This is a genomic window from Pseudomonas sp. 18.1.10 (genome assembly GCF_024655625.1).
Taxonomy (GTDB): Bacteria; Pseudomonadota; Gammaproteobacteria; order Pseudomonadales; family Pseudomonadaceae; genus Aquipseudomonas.
The window spans coordinates 1-19,856 of sequence record NZ_JANLGL010000040.1; the positions used below are offsets into that span (position 1 = coordinate 1).

Consider the following 19,856-nt stretch of genomic DNA (forward strand, 5'->3'; position numbering starts at 1 on the left):
GCAGCGCCTCGGTGTAACTGATAAACCGAGGTGATGCTATCGCAGGCAAGCCAGCTCCCACACAAGCCTGGCTCCCACACTTTCAGCGTGCGCCGTTATTGGAACAACGACTCACTCGACAAGCCATTCTTCTCCAGGATCTCACGCAAGCGCTTGAGCCCTTCCACCTGGATCTGCCGCACCCGCTCACGGGTCAGGCCGATCTCCAGGCCGACATCCTCCAGGGTGCTGCTCTCATGGCCGCGCAGGCCGAAGCGGCGAATCACCACCTCACGCTGCTTGTCCGTGAGCTCAGACAGCCATTGGTCAATGCTTTGGGACAGATCATCATCCTGCAACAGCTCACAAGGATCTGTAGGCCGATCATCCGTCAGGGTGTCCAGCAGGGTTTTATCCGAATCCGGACCCAGCGAGACATCGACCGAAGACACGCGCTCGTTCAAGCCGAGCATGCGCTTGACCTCCCCTACCGGCTTTTCCAGCAGGTTGGCGATTTCTTCGGGCGAAGGTTCATGATCGAGTTTCTGGGTAAGCTCACGCGCCGCCCGCAGGTAGACGTTGAGCTCCTTGACCACATGGATCGGCAACCGGATCGTGCGGGTCTGATTCATGATCGCCCGTTCGATGGTCTGGCGAATCCACCAGGTGGCGTAGGTCGAAAAGCGGAAGCCCCGCTCTGGATCGAACTTCTCCACCGCCCGGATCAAGCCGAGGTTGCCCTCCTCGATCAGGTCCAACAGGGACAGCCCACGATTGACATACCGCCGGGCGATTTTCACCACCAGGCGCAGGTTGCTTTCAATCATGCGCTTGCGCCCGGCCGGATCGCCCTTTTGCGACAAGCGCGCAAAATGGACTTCTTCTTCGGGAGTGAGCAGAGGGGAAAAACCGATTTCATTGAGGTACAGCTGGGTCGCATCGAGCGCCCGCGTGTAATCAATGTATTTGTGTTGCTTTAACGCGGTGGAGTTCTTGGATTTGGTGCGAACTGAAGGTACAGCAGGTCCCTCATTCGACATCGATTCCGTATCGGTGTGCTCTCCCATAAGGAGAACCTCATCGTCGATGTCAAACTCCGGCGCTTCTTTACTGAGAGCCATTGTTATAGTCCTTTGGTGAGTTCGACCTCAAGCTCAAGCGTCGCCTTTATCCTTGGCAACACTGGAGCCTGTTCCTTCTACGTGAGGGAACAGGCTGACAACAAATCAACGACGGGGCAGGAATTGCAGCGGATCTACAGGTTTCCCTTGGCGGCGAATCTCAAAGTGCAGTTTCACCCGGTCTGTACCAGTTGACCCCATTTCGGCAATTGTCTGTCCGACTTTGACCTGCTGCCCCTCCCGAACCAACAGCCTGCGGTTATGTCCGTAGGCACTGACGTAGGTATCGCTGTGTTTGATGATGACCAGCTCGCCGTAGCCCCGTAAACCACTCCCGGCGTACACCACTGTCCCATCAGACGCAGCTAAAACAGGCTGTCCCAAATCCCCGGCGATATCAATGCCTTTATTCAAACTACCGTTTGAAGAGAATTTTCCAATCAGCACTCCGTTTGAGGGCCATCCCCAACCCGTCGGTGCGGGTCCGGCAGGCGGCAGTGGCGCAGGTGCAGGTTTGCTCGCGACACTAGGCGCGGCGGTGCCTGCAGGCCGGGTGATGAGGGTGGTTTTGCTCGAAGACGACGGCGAAGAGCTGCTGTTTGTCACCACGGTCGCCGGCGTTGAACCGGTGCGTCCGTCAAAGCGAATCGTCTGGCCCGGATGTATCGTGTATGGCACAGGAATATTGTTACGGGCTGCGAGTGCCTTGTAATCCCAACCATAACGGAAGGCGATCGAGAACATCGTGTCGCCCTTGCGCACCACATACTGGCCGGTAGTCACCGTCGGCTTTTGCGGTACCGCGCTATTGCGGTCAACCACCCGCGCGCCGCTGCTTGGCGAGCTGGAACACCCCACCAGCAAGGAACTCAAGACAAGGCCAAGCACCAGTCGCTGAAAGCTTGTTTTACTCATACGCTGCGCAAGACCTGTGAGACTCACCCGCCGCTCCCTTTATGGTGGCTGAACATGAATGCCTGTATCAGGCTTGAAATATGACGCAAGTATAACTGGGCATTGGGTTTTTACCGGCACACGACTGAAACGAAAAATTCATCATGTTTAATCCCGGTGACCCATCATGTTGACTCTACAGACCCCGGCGTAAGACACATCCTCGCCAGCAGAATTCACTGCCGGCGCACAAATGATCAGGCCAGCGGGCCATTGAGCAACGGGACGAAGCGCACGGCGCCCAGTACATGCCGTGAAAAACCTTCGTCTTCTCGGATGATGAGCATCAATTGTTGCACTTCGCCGGAACCCACCGGGATCACCAACCGCCCGCCCGGGGCCAATTGATCGAGCAACGCCTGGGGCACATCCGTGGCCACGGCGGTGACGATAATGCCGTTGTAAGGCGCCAGCGCCGGCCACCCTTCCCAGCCATCGCCCCAGCGAAACACCACGTTGCGCAGGTTCAACTCGGCCAGGCGCTCCTTGGCGCGGTCCTGCAGGACCTTGATGCGCTCCACCGAAAACACCCGCTCCACCAACTGCGACAGCACCGCTGTCTGGTAGCCCGAGCCGGTGCCGATCTCCAGCACCTTGTCCAGTGGCCCCGCCGCCAGCAGCAGCTCGCTCATGCGCGCGACCATGTACGGCTGGGAGATGGTCTGGTTGTGGCCGATGGGCAGCGCGGTGTCTTCATAGGCGCGATGCGCCAGGGCCTCGTCGACAAACAAGTGCCGAGGCGTACGCCGGATCACTTCCAGCACCTGGGCGTTGGACAGCCCCTCTTCGTATAGGCGCTGGATCAAACGCTCGCGGGTGCGCTGGGAGGTCATCCCGATGCCCCGGCGCAGCAGGTCGTCTTGTTCGCGGCCCATCAGTTCAGCGCCTCCAGCCAGCCATCGAGGCTACTGAAGGCATCACTGAAGGTGCGATCAAGTTGCAACGGCGTAATCGATACATAACCTTGCATCAGCGCATGAAAGTCTGTGCCCGGGCCGCCGTCTTCGGCATCGCCGGCCGCAGCGATCCAATACCCTTCCTTGCCACGCGGGTCGACCACCTTCAACGGCGCTGCCGCACGGGCACGGTGGCCCAGGCGCGTCAGCTGGATGCCACGGATGTGGTCAAGGGGCAAATTGGGGATATTGACGTTGAGCACCGTACGCGGCGGCAGGTCCAGGGAACCATGGGCCTCCACCAGCTTGCGCGCGAAATAGGCGGCGGTGGGCAGGTTGTCCAATTGGCGCGAAGCCAATGAGAAGGCGAACGAAGTACGGCCGAGGAAGCGCCCCTCAAGGGCCGCCGCCACGGTGCCGGAATACAGCACGTCGTCACCCAGGTTGGCGCCGAGGTTGATGCCCGACACCACCAGGTCCGGCTCGCGGTCCAACAGGCTGTTGATCGCCAGGTGGACGCAGTCGGTGGGGGTGCCGTTCACGCTGATAAAGCCGTTGGCCAGAACCTGCGGGTGCAGCGGACGGTCGAGCGTCAGCGAACTGCTGGCGCCGCTCTTGTCCTGGTCGGGGGCAACCACCACGCACTCGGCGTAATCTTCCAGCGCAGCATAGAGCGCGGCAAGACCGGGTGCGGTGGCACCGTCATCGTTTGATATCAGAATACGCATGGGCTGTCCGTCTGCCCCACCGGCACCAGATCAACAAGCTCGCGCACCAAGACAGTGGCGAAGCATCCGGCCGGCAGGACGAATTCCAATTGCAGAATGTCAGGCCCGGGATAATGCCACGTCAACCCGCCAATGGGCAGTCGCAGAATGCGCCGCTCCTGGCTCATGCCCGCATTCACCAGCCAATCGCGCAGCTCAGCTTCGCTGGCGGCGACGGCCTGCTCCAGCGCATGGGTCGCACCGCTGGCGGGCGAATCGCCCTCACCCCACTGCGGCCCGGTCGGGTGCAGGTCGAGGATCGCCAGGCGCGGGTCGCTGCATTCAGCCTCGCCGGCCGGGAAAAAGCTGCGGCTGTCGGTAAACGCCAGCAGGTCACCGACTTGGGCGCGCTGCCAGGAACCGTCGGCAACACGCGCCGCCAACACCTTGTTGAAGAGGAAACTGCGCGCCGTGGACAACAGCCGCGAACGCACATTGCGCTGCTCCGGCAAGGCCTTGCGCGCCGCCCACTCACGGGCATCAACCACGTTGCCGCCGTTGTGGCCAAAACGCTGGGCGCCGAAATAGTTGGGAATCCCGTGCTGGGCAATCAGTTGCAAGCGCGCGTCGATGGCGGCGGTATCGCCGGCCAATTGGGTCAGGCGCAAGGTGAAGCCGTTCGCCGAATGCGCACCGCGTTGCAACTTGCGTTTGTGGCGGGCCATCTTGAGGATCTTGAGCGTGTCGTTTTCCGCACCGCTCATGTCTGGATCAGCCTTGCCCGGCAACTGCACGCTGAACCACTGGCGCGTCAGCGCCTGGCGATCCTTGAGCCCGGCATAACTGACGGTACGCAACGGTACGCCAGCGGCCTTGGCGATGCGCCGCGCGGCTTCTTCGGTATTGAGGCCACGTTTCTCGACCCACAACCACAGGTGCTCGCCATCGCCAGTCAACGGGATGTCCAGCACTTCATCGACCTGGAAATCTTCAGCAGTGGCCTTCAGCACGGCACTGCCCAACGCCTCGCCATAGGCCCGTGGGCCCAACAGTTGCAGGTCGTTCATGCGCGCAGCAACAAGGCGACGGAGTGCACCGCGATGCCCTCTTCACGACCGGTAAACCCGAGCTTTTCGGTGGTGGTGGCTTTCACGTTCACTTGATCCAATTCTATTTGCAGATCCGCGGCAATCAGCGCGCGCATCGATTCGATATGGGGGGCCATTTTCGGTGCCTGGGCCACGATGGTGTTATCGACGTTGCCGACCTTCCAGCCCTTGGCGTGGATCAGGCCTACCACGTGGCGCAGCAGGACGCGACTGTCCGCCCCCTTGAAGTTGGGATCGGTGTCTGGAAAATGTTTGCCGATATCACCCAACGCCGCCGCGCCGAGCAAGGCATCGCTCAAGGCATGCAACACAACGTCGCCGTCGGAATGAGCGAGCAACCCATGGTGGTGTGCAATGCGCACGCCACCCAAGGTGATGAAATCGCCCTCAGCGAAACGGTGCACATCGTAGCCGTGGCCAATACGCATAAAAAAACGCCCCGATTTAATTCAGGGCGTGATTCTACCTACTTTTGCCACACATTAACCGAGCAAAGCGCGGCCATGATGTCGCAAATGCTCTTCGATGAAGCTGGCGATAAAGAAGTAGCTGTGGTCGTAGCCGGGTTGCAGGCGCAGTTCCAGCGGATGACCGGCCGCCTTCGCAGCCTGCTGCAAGGCTTCGGGCTTGAGCTGCACGGCGAGGAAGTCGTCGCGGTCGCCCTGATCCACCAGCAATGGCAGCTTTTCCGAGGCTTCGCCAATCAGCACGCAAGCGTCCCACTCACGCCACTTCGCACGTTCTTCCCCCAGGTAACGGGAGAAGGCTTTCTGGCCCCACGGGCAATCCATCGGGTTGTTGATCGGCGAAAACGCCGACACCGACAGGTAACGCCCAGGATTGCGCAGCGCACAGACCAGCGCACCGTGGCCGCCCATGGAGTGGCCGCTGATGCCACGCTTGTCCGAAGCCGGGAAATGCGCTTCGACCAACGCCGGCAATTCCTGCACCACGTAGTCATGCATCCGATAGTGCTTGGCCCAGGGTTCCTGGGTCGCATTCAGATAGAAGCCGGCGCCCAGGCCAAAATCCCAGGCGTTGTCCGGGTCGCCCGGCACACCCGGGCCACGTGGGCTGGTGTCCGGCGCGACGATAATCAGCCCCAGCTCGGCGGCCATGCGCTGGGCGCCGGCCTTCTGCATGAAGTTTTCATCGGTGCAGGTCAGTCCCGACAGCCAGTAAAGCACTGGCAACTTGCCGCCCTGCTCCGCTTGCGGCGGCAGGTAGACGGCAAAGGTCATGTCGCAACCGAGTACATCGGAGTGATGCTTGTAGCGTTTATGCCAGCCGCCAAAGCTTTTCTGGCACGACAGGTTTTCCAGACTCATGGCCGACCTCAGAAGTGGATGACGGTACGGATGCTCTTGCCTTCGTGCATCAGGTCAAACGCTTTGTTGATGTCTTCCAGGCCCATGGTGTGGGTGATGAAGGTGTCCAGCGGGATCTCGCCGGTCTGGGCCATCTCCACGTAGCTTGGCAATTCGGTACGACCGCGCACGCCACCGAAGGCCGAACCGCGCCAGACGCGACCGGTCACCAACTGGAATGGGCGCGTGGAAATTTCCTGGCCAGCGCCCGCTACGCCGATGATGACCGACTCGCCCCAGCCTTTATGGCAGCACTCAAGGGCGGCACGCATCAGTTGCACGTTGCCGATGCACTCGAAGGAAAAGTCCACGCCGCCGTCAGTCAAATCGACAATCACATCCTGAATCGGGCGATCGTAGTCTTTCGGGTTGATGCAGTCGGTGGCGCCCAGTTGCTTGGCGATTTCGAACTTGGCCGGGTTGATGTCAATGGCGATGATGCGACCGGCCTTGGCCTTGACCGCACCGATCACCGCCGACAGGCCGATACCGCCAAGGCCGAAGATGGCCACGGTGTCGCCCGGCTTGACCTTGGCCGTGTTGAGCACTGCACCGATACCGGTAGTGACGCCACACCCCAGCAGGCAGACTTTTTCCAGCGGTGCTTCTTTGGGAATCTTGGCCACGGAAATTTCCGGCAGCACGGTGTACTCGGAGAACGTCGAGGTGCCCATGTAGTGGAAAATCGGCTGACCTTTGTAGGAGAAACGCGTGGTGCCATCCGGCATCAAGCCTTTGCCCTGGGTGGAACGGATGGCCTGGCACAGGTTGGTCTTGCCCGACAGGCAGAATTTGCACTTGCCGCATTCCGGGGTGTACAGCGGGATCACGTGGTCGCCCACGGCTACCGAGGTCACGCCCTCGCCGATGGCTTCCACCACGGCACCGCCTTCGTGGCCAAGGATCGACGGGAAGATGCCCTCCGGGTCCGCGCCCGACAGGGTGTAGGCGTCGGTGTGGCACACGCCGGACGCGATCACACGCAACAGCACTTCGCCAGCCTTGGGCATGGCGACATCCACTTCAACGATTTCAAGAGGTTTCTTGGCTTCGAAGGCTACGGCGGCGCGGGACTTAATCATCCGGGTTTCTCCATGGAGTTAAAAACTGAGGCGCAGAGTGTAAAACAAGGCCGAGTGATGAATAATCCAGACAAAAGCAAAACATTATTGCTACACAGGGATAATCGCGATGTTGGAAAACCGCTGGGAAGGCATCGATGAGTTCGTCGCCGTCGCTGAATGCAGCCAGTTCACGGCGGCTGCCGAGCGGCTGGGCGTGTCGTCGTCCCACATCAGCCGACAGGTTGCGCGCCTGGAAGAACGCTTGCAGACGCGCCTGCTCTATCGCAGTACCCGCAAGGTCACCCTGACCGAAGCCGGCCAGACGTTTCTGCAACATTGCCAACGTCTGCAGGACGGTCGCGAAGAGGCCCTGCGCGCGGTCGGCGACCTCACCAGCGAGCCCAAGGGCATGTTGCGCATGACCTGCGCCGTGGCCTATGGCGAGCGGTTTATCGTGCCGTTGGTGACGCGGTTCATGGCGTTGTACCCGCAATTGCGCGTGGATATAGAGCTGAGCAATCGCCAATTGGACCTGGTGCACGAAGGCCTCGACCTGGCGATTCGCCTGGGGCGCCTGCAGGATTCGCGCATGGTTGCCAGCCGCCTGGCACCGCGGCGCATGTACCTGTGTGCGTCACCGTCCTACCTGGCACGGTATGGCAGGCCACATAGCTTGTCGGAATTGACTCGGCATAACTGCCTGATCGGCAGTTCGGACATCTGGCAACTGGCCCAAGACGGGCGGGAATTTTCCCAGCGGGTGCAGGGAAACTGGCGCTGCAACAGTGGGCAGGCGGTGCTGAATGCAGCACTGCAAGGCGTGGGGTTGTGCCAGTTGCCGGATTATTACGTGCTGGAGCATCTGCACAGTGGGGCGCTGGTGTCGTTGCTGGAGGCGCATCAGCCGCCGAACACGGCGGTGTGGGCGTTGTATCCGCAGCAGCGGCATTTGTCGCCGAAGGTGCGCAAGTTGGTGGATTTTTTGAAGGCGGGGTTGGCTGAAAGGCCGGAGTACAGCCAGTGATTATGGGTTGTTTGTACCGGCCTCTTCGCAGGCAAGCCAGCTCCCACATTTGACCGTATTCCTACAGGATAAACGCGGTCAAATGTGGGAGCTGGCTTGCCTGCGATGAAGTCGACTCGGTGCAACTGACTACCTACGGTTAGCCCACCGCAACCGCAACCACTCCAAATCCTCCGGCCGAGTCACCTTGATGTTATCCGAGCGCCCCTCAATCAAGCGCGGCGCCTGCCCGGACCACTCCATGGCCGAGGCCTCATCGGTAATCACCGCATCCGCCACCAAACTGTCGGCCAACGCGCGATGCAAGGCACCGAGGCGGAACATCTGCGGCGTATAAGCTTGCCAGATCAGGCTGCGATCAACGGTTTCCACCACCCGCCCGTGCTTGTCGACGCGCTTGAGCGTATCGCGGGCCGGCACGGCCAACAGGCCGCCAACGGGGTCGTCCGCCAGTTCCATCAGCAACTTATCAAGATCATCGCGACTCAGGTTAGGTCGCGCCGCATCGTGTACCAACACCCAATCATCATCACTGGCGCCCAGGGCATTCAATTGCAGCAACGCATTGAGCACCGAACCCGAACGCTCCGTACCACCGTCGGCACGCTGGATGCGCGGATCGGCAGCACAGGCCAGGTTGGGCCAGTAGGGATCATCAGCAGCAAGACTGACCACCAGGCCCTTGAGCGTGGGATGGTCGAGAAAACAGCCAAGGCTGTGTTCGAGAATAGTGCGCCCGCCCAGTTGCAAATATTGCTTGGGACGGTCCGCAGCCATACGGGCACCGACGCCCGCGGCAGGAATCACGGCCCAGAAGGCCGGCAAATCGGTACTCATTGGGCCAACTGGTAGAGGGTCTCGCCCTCCTTGACCATGCCCAACTCATGGCGAGCCCGTTCTTCCACGGTCTCCGTGCCTTTTTTCAGCTCAAGCACTTCGGCATCGAGGACGCGGTTGCGCTCCAGCAGGCGTTCGTTTTCGGCGTGCTGGTCGGCAATTTGCTGGGTCAGGTCTTTTACCTGCGCAAAGCTGCCATTACCCACCCATAGGCGGTACTGCAGGCCAGCCAGCAACAAGAGCAAGACGAGGAACAACCAATTGGGACTGCGCATCGAAATCCGGGTATCCAGTGAAAAAAGACAGCCATGTAAAACTTTTGCAGCAACTGATAGCACGAAGCCTGGAAGAACCAGGCTTGTGCTAGATAGCCATGAGATTAGCGTCGAAATCTACACTGTCGTGTTTTTTCCGACGCAATCCGCCGACTTTTTACCATTTACAGCTCAGCCGCGAAACTCATCGCGACCGTTGTACTTGGCTTTGCCAGCCAGTTGCTCTTCGATACGCAGCAATTGGTTGTACTTGGAAACGCGATCGGAGCGGCACAGGGAGCCGGTCTTGATCTGGCCCGCCGAAGTGCCCACGGCCAGGTCGGCAATGGTCGAGTCTTCGGTTTCGCCGGAGCGGTGGGAGATCACGGCGGTGTAGCCCGCAGCCTTGGCCATCTGGATGGCTTCCAGGGTTTCGGTCAGGGTGCCGATCTGGTTGAACTTGATCAGGATCGAGTTGGCGATCTTCTTGTCGATGCCTTCTTTCAGGATCTTGGTGTTGGTCACGAACAAGTCGTCGCCCACCAGCTGGATTTTCTCGCCGATCTTGTCGGTCAGGATTTTCCAGCCATCCCAGTCGGACTCGTCCAGGCCGTCTTCGATCGAGATGATCGGGTAGCGCTGGGTCAGACCCTTCAGGTATTCGGCGAAACCTTCGGAGTTGAACACCTGGCCTTCGCCGGACAGGTTGTACTTGCCGTCCTCAAAGAACTCGCTGGCCGCGCAGTCCAGGGCCAGGGTCACGTCGGTGCCCAGCTTGTAGCCAGCGTTGGCCACGGCTTCGGAGATCACTTTCAGTGCATCTTCGTTGGACGCCAGGTTCGGGGCGAAACCACCTTCGTCACCCACGGCAGTGCTCAGGCCACGGGCCTTCAGTACAGCCTTGAGGTGATGGAAAATCTCGGTACCCATGCGCAGGCCTTCGGAGAAGGACTTGGCGCCAACCGGCTGCACCATGAATTCCTGGATGTCGACGTTGTTATCGGCGTGCTCGCCACCGTTGATGATGTTCATCATCGGCACCGGCATCGAGTAGACACCCGGGGTGCCGTTCAGGTTGGCGATGTGGGCGTACAGCGGCAGGTCCTGGTCCTGGGCAGCAGCCTTGGCCGCAGCCAGGGATACGGCGAGGATGGCGTTGGCGCCCAGGCTGCCTTTGTTTTCGGTGCCGTCGAGCTTAATCATCGCCAGGTCGAGGGCTTTCTGGTCAACCGGGTCTTTACCCAGCAGCAGGTCGCGGATCGGGCCGTTGATGTTGGCTACAGCCTTGAGTACACCTTTGCCCAGGTAACGGCTCTTGTCGCCATCACGCAGTTCCAGCGCTTCGCGCGAACCGGTAGACGCACCGGACGGCGCGCAGGCGCTGCCAGTGATGCCATTATCGAGAAGCACGTCGGCTTCGACGGTGGGGTTGCCACGGGAGTCGAGAACTTCACGACCTTTGATGTCGACGATTTTTGCCATTGTTGTAAACACTCCAAAGTTGACGAAAACGACGCAGCTGAAGGAAAACTTTTGACCGACCGCAAGGGTGGAACAACGGGGCAGGCTTGCAGGCGACAAGGCTCAGGCCCGGGGGCCTGAGCATTTAGCGTGGGATACTTTACCGGAGAAACGCGGCTTACGCGGTCTCTACCGTCGGAAAACTCTTGACCAGTTCGTCCAACTGCTTGAGCTGAGCCAGGAACGGCTCCAGCTTGTCCAGGCGCAAAGCGCAAGGGCCGTCGCACTTGGCGTTGTCCGGGTCCGGGTGGGCTTCGAGGAACAGGCCCGCCAGGGACTGGCTGATGCCGGCCTTGGCCAGGTCGAGCACCTGGGCACGGCGCCCGCCAGCGGAATCGGCGCGACCACCGGGCATTTGCAGCGCGTGGGTCACGTCGAAGAACACCGGGTATTCGAACTGTTTCATGATGCCGAAACCGAGCATGTCCACCACGAGGTTGTTGTAGCCGAAGCTCGAACCACGCTCGCAGAGGATCAACTGGTCGTTACCCGCTTCCACGCACTTGTTCAGGATGTGTTTCATCTCCTGGGGCGCGAGGAACTGGGCTTTCTTGATATTGATCACAGCACCGGTCTTGGCCATCGCCACGACCAGGTCGGTCTGGCGCGACAGGAAGGCCGGCAACTGGATGATGTCGCACACCTCGGCGACCACGGCAGCCTGTTCAGGCTCGTGGACGTCGGTGATGATCGGCACGCCGAAGGCTTGCTTGATGTCCTGGAAGATCCGCATGCCTTCTTCAAGGCCCGGGCCGCGATAGGAGGTCACGGACGAACGGTTGGCCTTGTCGAAGCTGGCCTTGAACACGTAAGGGATACCGAGTTTCTCGGTGACCTTGACGTACTCTTCACAGACCTGCATCGCCATGTCGCGGCTTTCCAGCACGTTCATGCCGCCGAACAGCACCATGGGCTTGTCGTTGGCAATCTCGATGTCGCCGACGCGAATGATCTTCTGGGCCATCAGGGTTACGCCTTCTTCTGGTGTTGCGTCAGTGCGGCCTTGACGAAACCGCTGAACAACGGGTGACCGTCGCGCGGCGTCGAGGTGAACTCCGGGTGGAACTGGCAAGCGACGAACCATGGATGATCCGGTGCTTCAACCACTTCAACCAACGCGCCATCACCGGAGCGACCGGAGATTTTCAGGCCAGCCTCTTTGATTTGCGGCAGCAGGTTGTTGTTCACTTCGTAGCGGTGACGGTGACGCTCGACGATCACGTCCTTGCCGTAGCAATCGTGAACCAGCGAGCCCGGCTCCAGCAGGCAGTCTTGCGCGCCAAGGCGCATGGTGCCGCCCAGGTCGGAAGCTTCGGTACGGGTCTCGACCGCGCCAGTGGCATCTTCCCACTCGGTAATCAGGCCCACGACCGGGTGGCCGCTCTTGCTGTCGAACTCGGTGGAGTTGGCGTCTTTCCAGCCCAGCACGTTACGGGCGAACTCGATAACGGCTACTTGCATGCCCAGGCAGATACCCAGGTACGGCACCTTGTTTTCACGAGCGTACTGCACTGCGGTGATCTTGCCTTCCACGCCACGCAGGCCGAAACCGCCTGGCACGAGGATCGCGTCCACACCTTCGAGCAAGGCAGTGCCTTGGTTCTCGATGTCTTCGGAGTCGATGTAGCGCAGGTTGACCTTGGTACGGTTGCTGATACCGGCGTGGCTCATCGCTTCGATCAGCGACTTGTACGCGTCCAGCAGTTCCATGTACTTGCCGACCATGGCGATGGTCACTTCGTGCTCAGGGTTGAGCTTGGCGTCCACCACGGCTTCCCACTCGGACAGGTCCGCGCCGTTGCATTGCAGGCCGAAACGCTCGACCACAAAATCGTCCAGGCCTTGCGAATGCAGGATGCCCGGGATCTTGTAGATGGTGTCGGCGTCTTCCAGCGCGATCACCGCACGTTCTTCAACGTTGGTGAATTGCGCGATCTTGCGACGCGAGGAAATGTCGATCGGGTGATCGGAGCGGCACACCAGCACGTCCGGCTGCAGGCCGATGGAACGCAGTTCCTTGACCGAGTGCTGGGTAGGCTTGGTTTTGGTTTCGCCGGCGGTGGCGATGTACGGGACCAGGGTCAGGTGCATCAGCATCGCGCGCTTGGCGCCGACTTCGAAACGCAGCTGGCGGATGGCTTCGAGGAACGGTTGGGATTCGATGTCACCCACGGTGCCACCGATCTCGACCATCGCCACGTCGGCATCGCCTGCACCCTTGATGATGCGGCGCTTGATTTCGTCGGTGATGTGCGGGATCACCTGGATGGTTGCACCCAGGTAGTCACCACGGCGCTCCTTGCGCAGCACGTGCTCGTAGACACGGCCGGTGGTGAAGTTGTTGTTCTGGGTCATGGTCGTGCGGATGAACCGCTCGTAGTGGCCCAGGTCCAGGTCGGTCTCGGCGCCGTCGTGGGTGACGAACACTTCACCGTGCTGGAACGGGCTCATGGTGCCCGGGTCAACGTTGATGTACGGGTCCAGCTTGAGCATGGTGACCTTAAGTCCCCGCGCCTCCAGGATGGCCGCCAATGAAGCCGATGCGATGCCTTTCCCCAATGAAGAAACAACACCGCCCGTGACGAATATGTAGCGCGTCATGAAAAACCCTAGAAGTCTGCGTTAAAGCGGTCCGAGCCGCCGGGGAAAGCGAAGAGAGGCCGAAGCCCCCGATCACCTGCATTAATCACAGTGCACCTTTCAAAAAAACCGCCGCGTTGTGACAGACCAGCAATGAAACACCGGTACGTTGATCGCTACACATTTTTTGGAATCGCCCAGCAAAGACTGCTTGGTAATCGGCAACTGCTGCGATTCAGGCGAATCCACAGAAGTTGTATCAAGAAGGGAGCGTAGTCTACCGGAAAGGCTCTATCAGCTCAAACCTTGATCGCACGTCTGTGGCATCCAATGTAATTGCCAGTCGCCCGTCGAGTCGGGCCATAGCCCAGCGAGGGTTGGGACCGCCAGCAATTGCTCGCCCTGATACAGCAGCGGCAATCTGCCACGCATGAAGCCCGGCAAGCCAGCTTCATTCAGCAGACGCTTCAAGTCTCGGCGGCCGCGGCCGGGCACTTCGACAATTTCGCCGCCTTGACGATAGCGGATCTGCAGCGGGCCTGCGGGCGGCTTGCCGACCCCTTCCAACCGACCATTGCCGGGTAACTCTAGTGGGTTTTGCGGATCGGGCCAGCTCACCGATGCGTCGGAAAAATCCGACCAAGCGGCGGGCACCCACCAGATGCGCTCGGCGCAACGGTGCAGTTCGCCGTCGGCAAGGCGCCACAGCGGCTGCGCATCACGCTTGGCATCGCGCAGGGAATACCAACTGGCCCAGTGATCGCTGTCGGGCAAACGGGTCAGCGGGGTCAGCCAGTGACGCAGGACGTTGCGCTGGCGGGCGTCGGAAAGTTCTCGCAATGGCGCAAGAGCCAACGACGGCAGTGCAAGCCAAGGAAACGGCGACGGCCGATCGGCGGCATGCAGGTCCATCTGCGCCAGCTCATCAAGCAGGCCTTGGGCTTCACTCAGGTGTTCGGCGGTGCGTGCAAGGCTGCTGACAGCTTGCGGCCAACGCTCCGTCAGCAACGGGAATACCCGGTGGCGCAGGTAGTTGCGCGAAAACCGAGGGTCAGCGTTGGAGGGATCTTCAATCCACGTGAGTTGGTGTTCGCGGGCATAGGCCTCCAGTTCGGCACGCGAGACATCCAGCAACGGCCGCACCAAATGACCATTCGCCAAGGGGCGGTGCATCGGCATTGCCGCCAACCCCCGCACCCCTGCCCCACGCAGCAGGCGGAACAGCAGGGTCTCAGCCTGATCGTCGCGATGCTGGCCGGTCAGCAACACCTCACCCGCCCCTGTCACCTCGGCAAACGCCTGGTAGCGCGCCTCACGGGCTGCACGCTCAAGGCTGGCGCCGGGCTCGACCTGTACGCGCATGACGCGCAGGGGCACGCCCAGGCGGTCGCAGATCGATTGGCAATGAGCTGGCCAAGCGTCGGCGGCGGTTTGCAGGCCGTGGTGGACATGGATGGCGTTGAGCGGGGGAAGACTTTCGGTGTTGGCCAAGAGGTGCAGCAGGACAGTGGAATCAAGACCGCCGGAAAACGCGATATGCCAAGCCTGGGCGTTGCGCCAGGGGGCAAGGGTTTGCAGGAGTTTGGCGTGCAAAGTTGTTTTCATCACACATCATCGCCGCAAAGCTGGAATACATTGGCCAAGCATACACAAAGCAAATGTGGGAGCTGGCTTGCCTGCGATGCAGTCACCTCGATACATCAGTTGTACCGAGGTGATGCTATCGCAGGCAAGCCAGCTCCCACAAAAGCCAGCTCCCACATTGAGGGCTGCGTAGACCTTACAGGCCGTAGCTCATCAGACGCTCATAACGACGCTTCAACAGCGCTTCGTTATCCAGCTTCTTGAGCATCGCCAGTTGCGAGCCCAGTTCAGCACGGATGGTCGCGGCAGCAGCAGCCGGGTCGCGGTGAGCGCCGCCCAATGGTTCGGCGATGACTTTATCCACGATACCCAGGCCTTTGAGGCGATCGGCGGTGATGCCCATGGCTTCGGCAGCGTCCGGCGCCTTTTCGGCGGTTTTCCACAGGATCGAGGCGCAACCTTCCGGCGAGATCACCGCGTAGGTCGAGTATTGCAGCATGTTCAACTGGTCGCACACGCCAATGGCCAGTGCGCCGCCGGAACCACCTTCGCCAATCACGGTGGCGATGATCGGGGTTTTCAGGCGGGACATGACGCGCAGGTTCCAGGCGATGGCTTCGCTCTGGTTGCGCTCTTCGGCGTCGATACCCGGGTAAGCACCCGGGGTGTCGATGAAGGTCAGGATCGGCATCTTGAAGCGTTCGGCCATTTCCATCAGGCGGCAGGCCTTGCGGTAGCCTTCCGGGCGCGGCATGCCGAAGTTGCGGCGGACTTTTTCGCGCACTTCACGGCCTTTCTGGTGGCCGATGACCATCACCGGCTGGTCGTCCAGGCGAGCGATACCGCCCACGATGGCCGCGTCGTCGGAGAAGTGGCGGTCGCCATGCAGCTCGTCGAATTCGGTGAAGATGTGCTGAATGTAGTCCAGGGTGTACGGGCGGCGCGGGTGGCGAGCCAGGCGCGCGATCTGCCAGCTGGTCAGCTTGCCGAAGATATCTTCGGTCAGGGTGCTGCTCTTGTCCTGCAGGCGAGCGATCTCATCGCCGATATTCAGCGAATTGTCATTGCCGACCAGGCGCAGTTCTTCAATCTTGGCTTGCAGGTCAGCGATCGGCTGTTCGAAATCAAGAAAATTCGGGTTCATAAGCGTCCGTCTTGGGTCGACGGCCAAGGAGTGCCTGGCCAGCCGGTGGTCTATTCGCGCCCTACCTTAAGGGAGAGGCGCGTTTAGGTCGAGATTAAATGTTCAGTCGAGATCAGGCTAATTACTGCCACCTGGCCATCAACGGTATTGGAGGAAGACGTTGTCTCGCCCGAACTGGTCACGCAAAGCTTGAATCAAGCCATCCGCGGGATCAATTCGCCAGGTCTCGCCGAACTGCAGCATCGCCTTGGCGTCGCTGCCGGTGTACTCCATGGTCACCGGGCACGCGCCACGGTGGCGCTTGAGCAAGTCGCCCAACCAGCGTAGCTGATCGCCCTTGAGCGCCTCGGTTTTCACCTTCAGGCGCAGGCTTTCGGCCAGGTTGGTGCGCGCGTCTTCCATGCTCATGACCCGCTTGATCCGCAGGCGCAGGCCGCCGGAGAAATCGTCATTGCTGACCTCCCCTTCCACCACCACCATGGCATCGGTCTGCAACAACGACTGCGCCGAGTGGAACGCGTCGGCAAACAGCGACGCTTCGATGCGGCCCGAGCGGTCGTCGAGGGTGATGAAACCCATCTTGTCGCCCTTTTTATTCTTCATCACCCGCAAGGCGATAATCATGCCGGCAACGGTCTGGGTGTCGCGGGCCGGCTTCAGGTCGATGATGCGCTGGCGGGCAAAACGGCGGATTTCGCCTTCGTACTCGTCAATCGGGTGACCGGTCAGGTACAGGCCCAAGGTGTCTTTCTCACCTTTGAGACGCTCCTTGAGGGTCAGCTCCTTGGCCTTGCGATGGTTGCCGTAGACGTCTGCATCTTCTTCGACGAACAAGCCGCCAAACAGGTCGGCGTGGCCGCTGTCGTGGGTGCGGGCGGTCTGTTCGGCGGCCTTGATCGCCTCTTCCATGGCGGTCAGCAGCACCGCACGGTTACGATCGATGTTGGCCTGGTAAGCCTTGGGCTCATCGTGGAAATACGGGCCGAGACGGTCGAGTGCGCCGCTGCGGATCAGGCCATCGAGGGTCCGTTTATTGATGCGCTTGAGGTCGACCCGTGCGCAGAAGTCGAACAGATCCGCGAACGGCCCACTCTGACGCGCTTCGACAATCGCCTCCACCGGGCTCTCGCCCACGCCCTTGATCGCGCCCAGGCCATAAATAATGCGGCCTTCGTCGTTCACCGTGAACTTGAACTCCGAGGCGTTCACGTCCGGCGCGTCGAGGCGCAGCTTCATGGTGCGCACTTCCTCGATCAAGGTCACGACCTTGTCGGTGTTGTGCATATCCGCCGAGAGTACCGCGGCCATGAACGGCGCCGGGTAGTGGGCTTTCAGCCAGGCGGTCTGGTACGACACCAGGCCGTACGCAGCGGAGTGGGATTTGTTGAAGCCGTAACCGGCAAATTTTTCCACCAGGTCGAAGATGTTACCGGCCAGGTCGGCATCGATATTGTTGGTGGCGCAACCTTCAATGAAACCGCCGCGCTGCTTGGCCATTTCCTCGGGTTTTTTCTTACCCATGGCCCGCCGCAGCATGTCCGCACCACCAAGGGTGTAGCCGGCCATGACCTGAGCGATCTGCATCACCTGTTCCTGATACAGGATGATGCCGTAGGTCGGCGCCAGGACGGGCTTGAGGCCTTCGTACTGGTAGTCGGAGTGCGGGTAAGCCAGCTCGGCGCGACCGTGCTTACGGTTGATGAAGTCGTCCACCATGCCCGATTGCAGCGGGCCCGGACGGAACAGGGCCACCAGTGCGATCAAGTCTTCCAGGCAGTCGGGCTTGAGCTTTTTAATCAGCTCTTTCATGCCCCGCGACTCAAGCTGGAACACCGCCGTGGTTTCGGCTTTTTGCAGCAACTGGTAGGTCGGTTTGTCGTCCAGCGGGATAAACGCGATATCCAGCGGAGCTTCGTCCACCTTGGCGCGCTCGCGGTTGATGGTCTTGAGCGCCCAGTCGATGATGGTCAGGGTACGCAGGCCGAGGAAGTCGAACTTCACCAGGCCGGCCGCCTCCACGTCATCCTTGTCGAACTGGGTTACCAGGCCGTCGCCGGCTTCGTCGCAATAGATCGGCGAAAAGTCGGTGAGTTTGGTAGGAGCAATTACCACACCACCGGCGTGTTTACCGACGTTACGCACCACGCCTTCAAGCTTGCGCGCCATGTCCCAGATTTCGGCGGCTTCTTCATCGACCTTGATGAAGTCGCGCAGGATTTCTTCCTGCTCGTAGGCCTTTTCCAGGGTCATGCCGACTTCGAACGGGATCATCTTCGACAGGCGATCCGCCAGGCCGTAGGACTTGCCCTGCACCCGCGCCACGTCACGGATTACCGCCTTGGCCGCCATGGAACCGAAGGTGATGATCTGGCTTACGGCATTGCGGCCGTATTTCTCGGCCACGTATTCGATCACGCGGTCGCGACCGTCCATGCAGAAGTCGACGTCGAAGTCGGGCATGGAGACCCGTTCCGGGTTCAGGAACCGTTCGAACAGCAGGTCATATTCCAGCGGGTCGAGGTCGGTAATCTTCTGTACATAGGCCACCAGCGAGCCGGCACCCGACCCCCGGCCCGGGCCCACCGGTACGCCGTTGCTTTTGGCCCACTGGATAAAGTCCATTACGATCAGGAAGTAACCGGGGAACCCCATCTGGATGATGATATCCAGCTCGAAATTCAGCCGGTCGACATAGACCTGGCGCTTGGCCTCGTAGTCTTCGGTGGTGTCTTTGGGCAGCAGAACGGTGAGCCGCTCTTCCAGGCCGTCGAACGACACCTTGCGGAAATATTCGTCGATGGTCATGCCATCGGGAATCGGGAAGTTGGGCAGGAAGTGCTTGCCCAGCTTCACTTCGATATTGCAGCGCTTGGCGATTTCGACGGAGTTTTCCAGGGCCTCGGGCAGGTCGCTGAACAACTCGGCCATCTCGTCGGCGCTTTTGAGGTATTGCTCTTCGCTGTAGTTTTTCGAACGGCGCGGGTCATCCAGGGCCCGGCCTTCGCCGATGCACACGCGGGTTTCGTGGGCCTCGAAATCTTCCTTCTTGATGAAACGCACATCGTTGGTCGCCACCAGCGGCGCGCCCAGCGTGTCAGCCAGGGCCACGGCGGCGTGCAGGTGCTCTTCGTCGTTGGGGCGGTTGGTGCGCTGCACTTCCAGATAGAAACGATCCGGGAACACCTGCATCCACTCGCGGGCCAGCACTTCGGCTTCCTGCGGGTTGCCGCCCAGCAGCGCGAGACCGATCTCGCCCTCTTTGGCGGCCGACAGCATGATTAGGCCTTCGCTGGCCTCGGCCACCCATTCGCGCTCGATGATGATCGAGCCATTGCGCTGGCCATCGATGAAACCACGGGAAATCAACTCGGTGAGGTTGCGGTAACCAACACCGTTCATCGCCAGCAGGCTGATGCGGCTCAGGGCGTTGTCCGGGTCTTTGTTGGACAGCCACAGGTCGGCGCCACAGATCGGCTTGATGCCGGCACCCATGGCGTTTTTGTAGAACTTGACCAGGGAGCACATGTTGTTCTGATCGGTAACCGCTACCGCAGGCATGTTCATGCCCACCAGGGTTTTGACCAGCGGTTTGATCCGTACCAGGCCGTCGACCAGGGAGTATTCAGTGTGCAGGCGCAGGTGAACGAATGAAGCCGGCATAGTGATCCTGTCTAGAAACTTAGAAACAACAAGGCCCGGGATTGTACCGGGCCTT

17 protein-coding genes are annotated in these 19,856 nt (G+C 60.5%); 1 reads left to right on the top strand and 16 read right to left on the bottom strand.

The genetic code is table 11. The features are described from left to right. Positions 1 to 95 precede the first annotated feature (95 nt). From rpoS to NUV89_RS09765, 8 genes are all read right to left on the bottom strand, one after another. Positions 96 to 1,100 (bottom strand): RNA polymerase sigma factor RpoS, encoded by a 1,005-nt coding sequence (rpoS, locus tag NUV89_RS09730; RefSeq protein WP_257781109.1) that lies wholly within the window; start codon positions 1,098 to 1,100, stop codon positions 96 to 98. A 105-nt stretch (positions 1,101 to 1,205) separates the two neighbouring features. Then, on the bottom strand, positions 1,206 to 2,042 hold the full coding sequence (locus tag NUV89_RS09735) for a peptidoglycan DD-metalloendopeptidase family protein (RefSeq protein WP_257781110.1): 837 nt from the start codon (positions 2,040 to 2,042) through the stop codon (positions 1,206 to 1,208). 209 nt (positions 2,043 to 2,251) lie between these two features. Further along, positions 2,252 to 2,887, bottom strand: coding sequence for a protein-L-isoaspartate(D-aspartate) O-methyltransferase (locus NUV89_RS09740; RefSeq protein ID WP_177325361.1), 636 nt, complete (start codon positions 2,885 to 2,887; stop codon positions 2,252 to 2,254). A gap of 41 nt (positions 2,888 to 2,928) precedes the next feature. After that, complete coding sequence (gene surE, locus NUV89_RS09745) at positions 2,929 to 3,678, bottom strand: 5'/3'-nucleotidase SurE (RefSeq protein WP_257781111.1); 750 nt, start codon at positions 3,676 to 3,678, stop codon at positions 2,929 to 2,931. After that, positions 3,666 to 4,724 (bottom strand): tRNA pseudouridine(13) synthase TruD, encoded by a 1,059-nt coding sequence (gene truD / locus NUV89_RS09750; protein ID WP_124526017.1) that lies wholly within the window; start codon positions 4,722 to 4,724, stop codon positions 3,666 to 3,668. The genes surE and truD overlap by 13 nt, the downstream gene beginning before the upstream one ends. Next, positions 4,721 to 5,194: a 2-C-methyl-D-erythritol 2,4-cyclodiphosphate synthase gene (gene ispF, locus NUV89_RS09755; RefSeq protein WP_257781112.1), complete on the bottom strand. Its 474-nt coding sequence runs from the start codon at positions 5,192 to 5,194 to the stop codon at positions 4,721 to 4,723. Before ispF ends, truD begins: the two co-directional genes overlap by 4 nt. 54 nt (positions 5,195 to 5,248) lie before the next feature. After that, positions 5,249 to 6,094: an S-formylglutathione hydrolase gene (gene fghA / locus NUV89_RS09760; RefSeq protein ID WP_257781113.1), complete on the bottom strand. Its 846-nt coding sequence runs from the start codon at positions 6,092 to 6,094 to the stop codon at positions 5,249 to 5,251. A gap of 8 nt (positions 6,095 to 6,102) precedes the next feature. Beyond that, the gene (locus tag NUV89_RS09765) at positions 6,103 to 7,215 is read right to left on the bottom strand and encodes an S-(hydroxymethyl)glutathione dehydrogenase/class III alcohol dehydrogenase (protein WP_257781114.1); all 1,113 of its coding nucleotides are present in this window, start codon (positions 7,213 to 7,215) and stop codon (positions 6,103 to 6,105) included. Positions 7,216 to 7,324: 109 nt separating this feature from the next. On the opposite strand from NUV89_RS09765, the gene NUV89_RS09770 reads away from it, so the two are divergent. Next, entirely contained in the window at positions 7,325 to 8,221 is an 897-nt protein-coding gene (locus NUV89_RS09770; protein ID WP_257781115.1) for a LysR substrate-binding domain-containing protein, read from the top strand. Positions 8,222 to 8,350: 129 nt separating this feature from the next. Here NUV89_RS09770 and ispD read toward each other — a convergent pair whose 3' ends face one another. The 8 genes from ispD to dnaE form a co-directional block, all read right to left on the bottom strand. After that, on the bottom strand, positions 8,351 to 9,058 hold the full coding sequence (gene ispD / locus NUV89_RS09775; protein WP_257781116.1) for a 2-C-methyl-D-erythritol 4-phosphate cytidylyltransferase: 708 nt from the start codon (positions 9,056 to 9,058) through the stop codon (positions 8,351 to 8,353). Continuing rightward, on the bottom strand, positions 9,055 to 9,333 hold the full coding sequence (gene ftsB / locus NUV89_RS09780) for a cell division protein FtsB (protein ID WP_003172294.1): 279 nt from the start codon (positions 9,331 to 9,333) through the stop codon (positions 9,055 to 9,057). The genes ispD and ftsB overlap by 4 nt, the downstream gene beginning before the upstream one ends. A gap of 171 nt (positions 9,334 to 9,504) precedes the next feature. Continuing rightward, positions 9,505 to 10,794, bottom strand: coding sequence for a phosphopyruvate hydratase (eno, locus tag NUV89_RS09785; RefSeq protein WP_257781117.1), 1,290 nt, complete (start codon positions 10,792 to 10,794; stop codon positions 9,505 to 9,507). Between the two features lie 157 nt (positions 10,795 to 10,951). Continuing rightward, positions 10,952 to 11,797: a 3-deoxy-8-phosphooctulonate synthase gene (kdsA, locus tag NUV89_RS09790; RefSeq protein ID WP_010212442.1), complete on the bottom strand. Its 846-nt coding sequence runs from the start codon at positions 11,795 to 11,797 to the stop codon at positions 10,952 to 10,954. A gap of 5 nt (positions 11,798 to 11,802) precedes the next feature. Continuing rightward, complete coding sequence (locus NUV89_RS09795) at positions 11,803 to 13,434, bottom strand: CTP synthase (protein WP_010212443.1); 1,632 nt, start codon at positions 13,432 to 13,434, stop codon at positions 11,803 to 11,805. A gap of 273 nt (positions 13,435 to 13,707) precedes the next feature. Next, positions 13,708 to 15,018, bottom strand: coding sequence for a tRNA lysidine(34) synthetase TilS (tilS, locus tag NUV89_RS09800; RefSeq protein WP_257781118.1), 1,311 nt, complete (start codon positions 15,016 to 15,018; stop codon positions 13,708 to 13,710). A gap of 175 nt (positions 15,019 to 15,193) precedes the next feature. Further along, the gene (locus NUV89_RS09805) at positions 15,194 to 16,141 is read right to left on the bottom strand and encodes an acetyl-CoA carboxylase carboxyltransferase subunit alpha (protein WP_017137153.1); all 948 of its coding nucleotides are present in this window, start codon (positions 16,139 to 16,141) and stop codon (positions 15,194 to 15,196) included. A 138-nt stretch (positions 16,142 to 16,279) separates the two neighbouring features. Then, complete coding sequence (dnaE, locus tag NUV89_RS09810) at positions 16,280 to 19,801, bottom strand: DNA polymerase III subunit alpha (RefSeq protein WP_257781119.1); 3,522 nt, start codon at positions 19,799 to 19,801, stop codon at positions 16,280 to 16,282. Between the last annotated feature and the right edge of the window lie 55 nt (positions 19,802 to 19,856).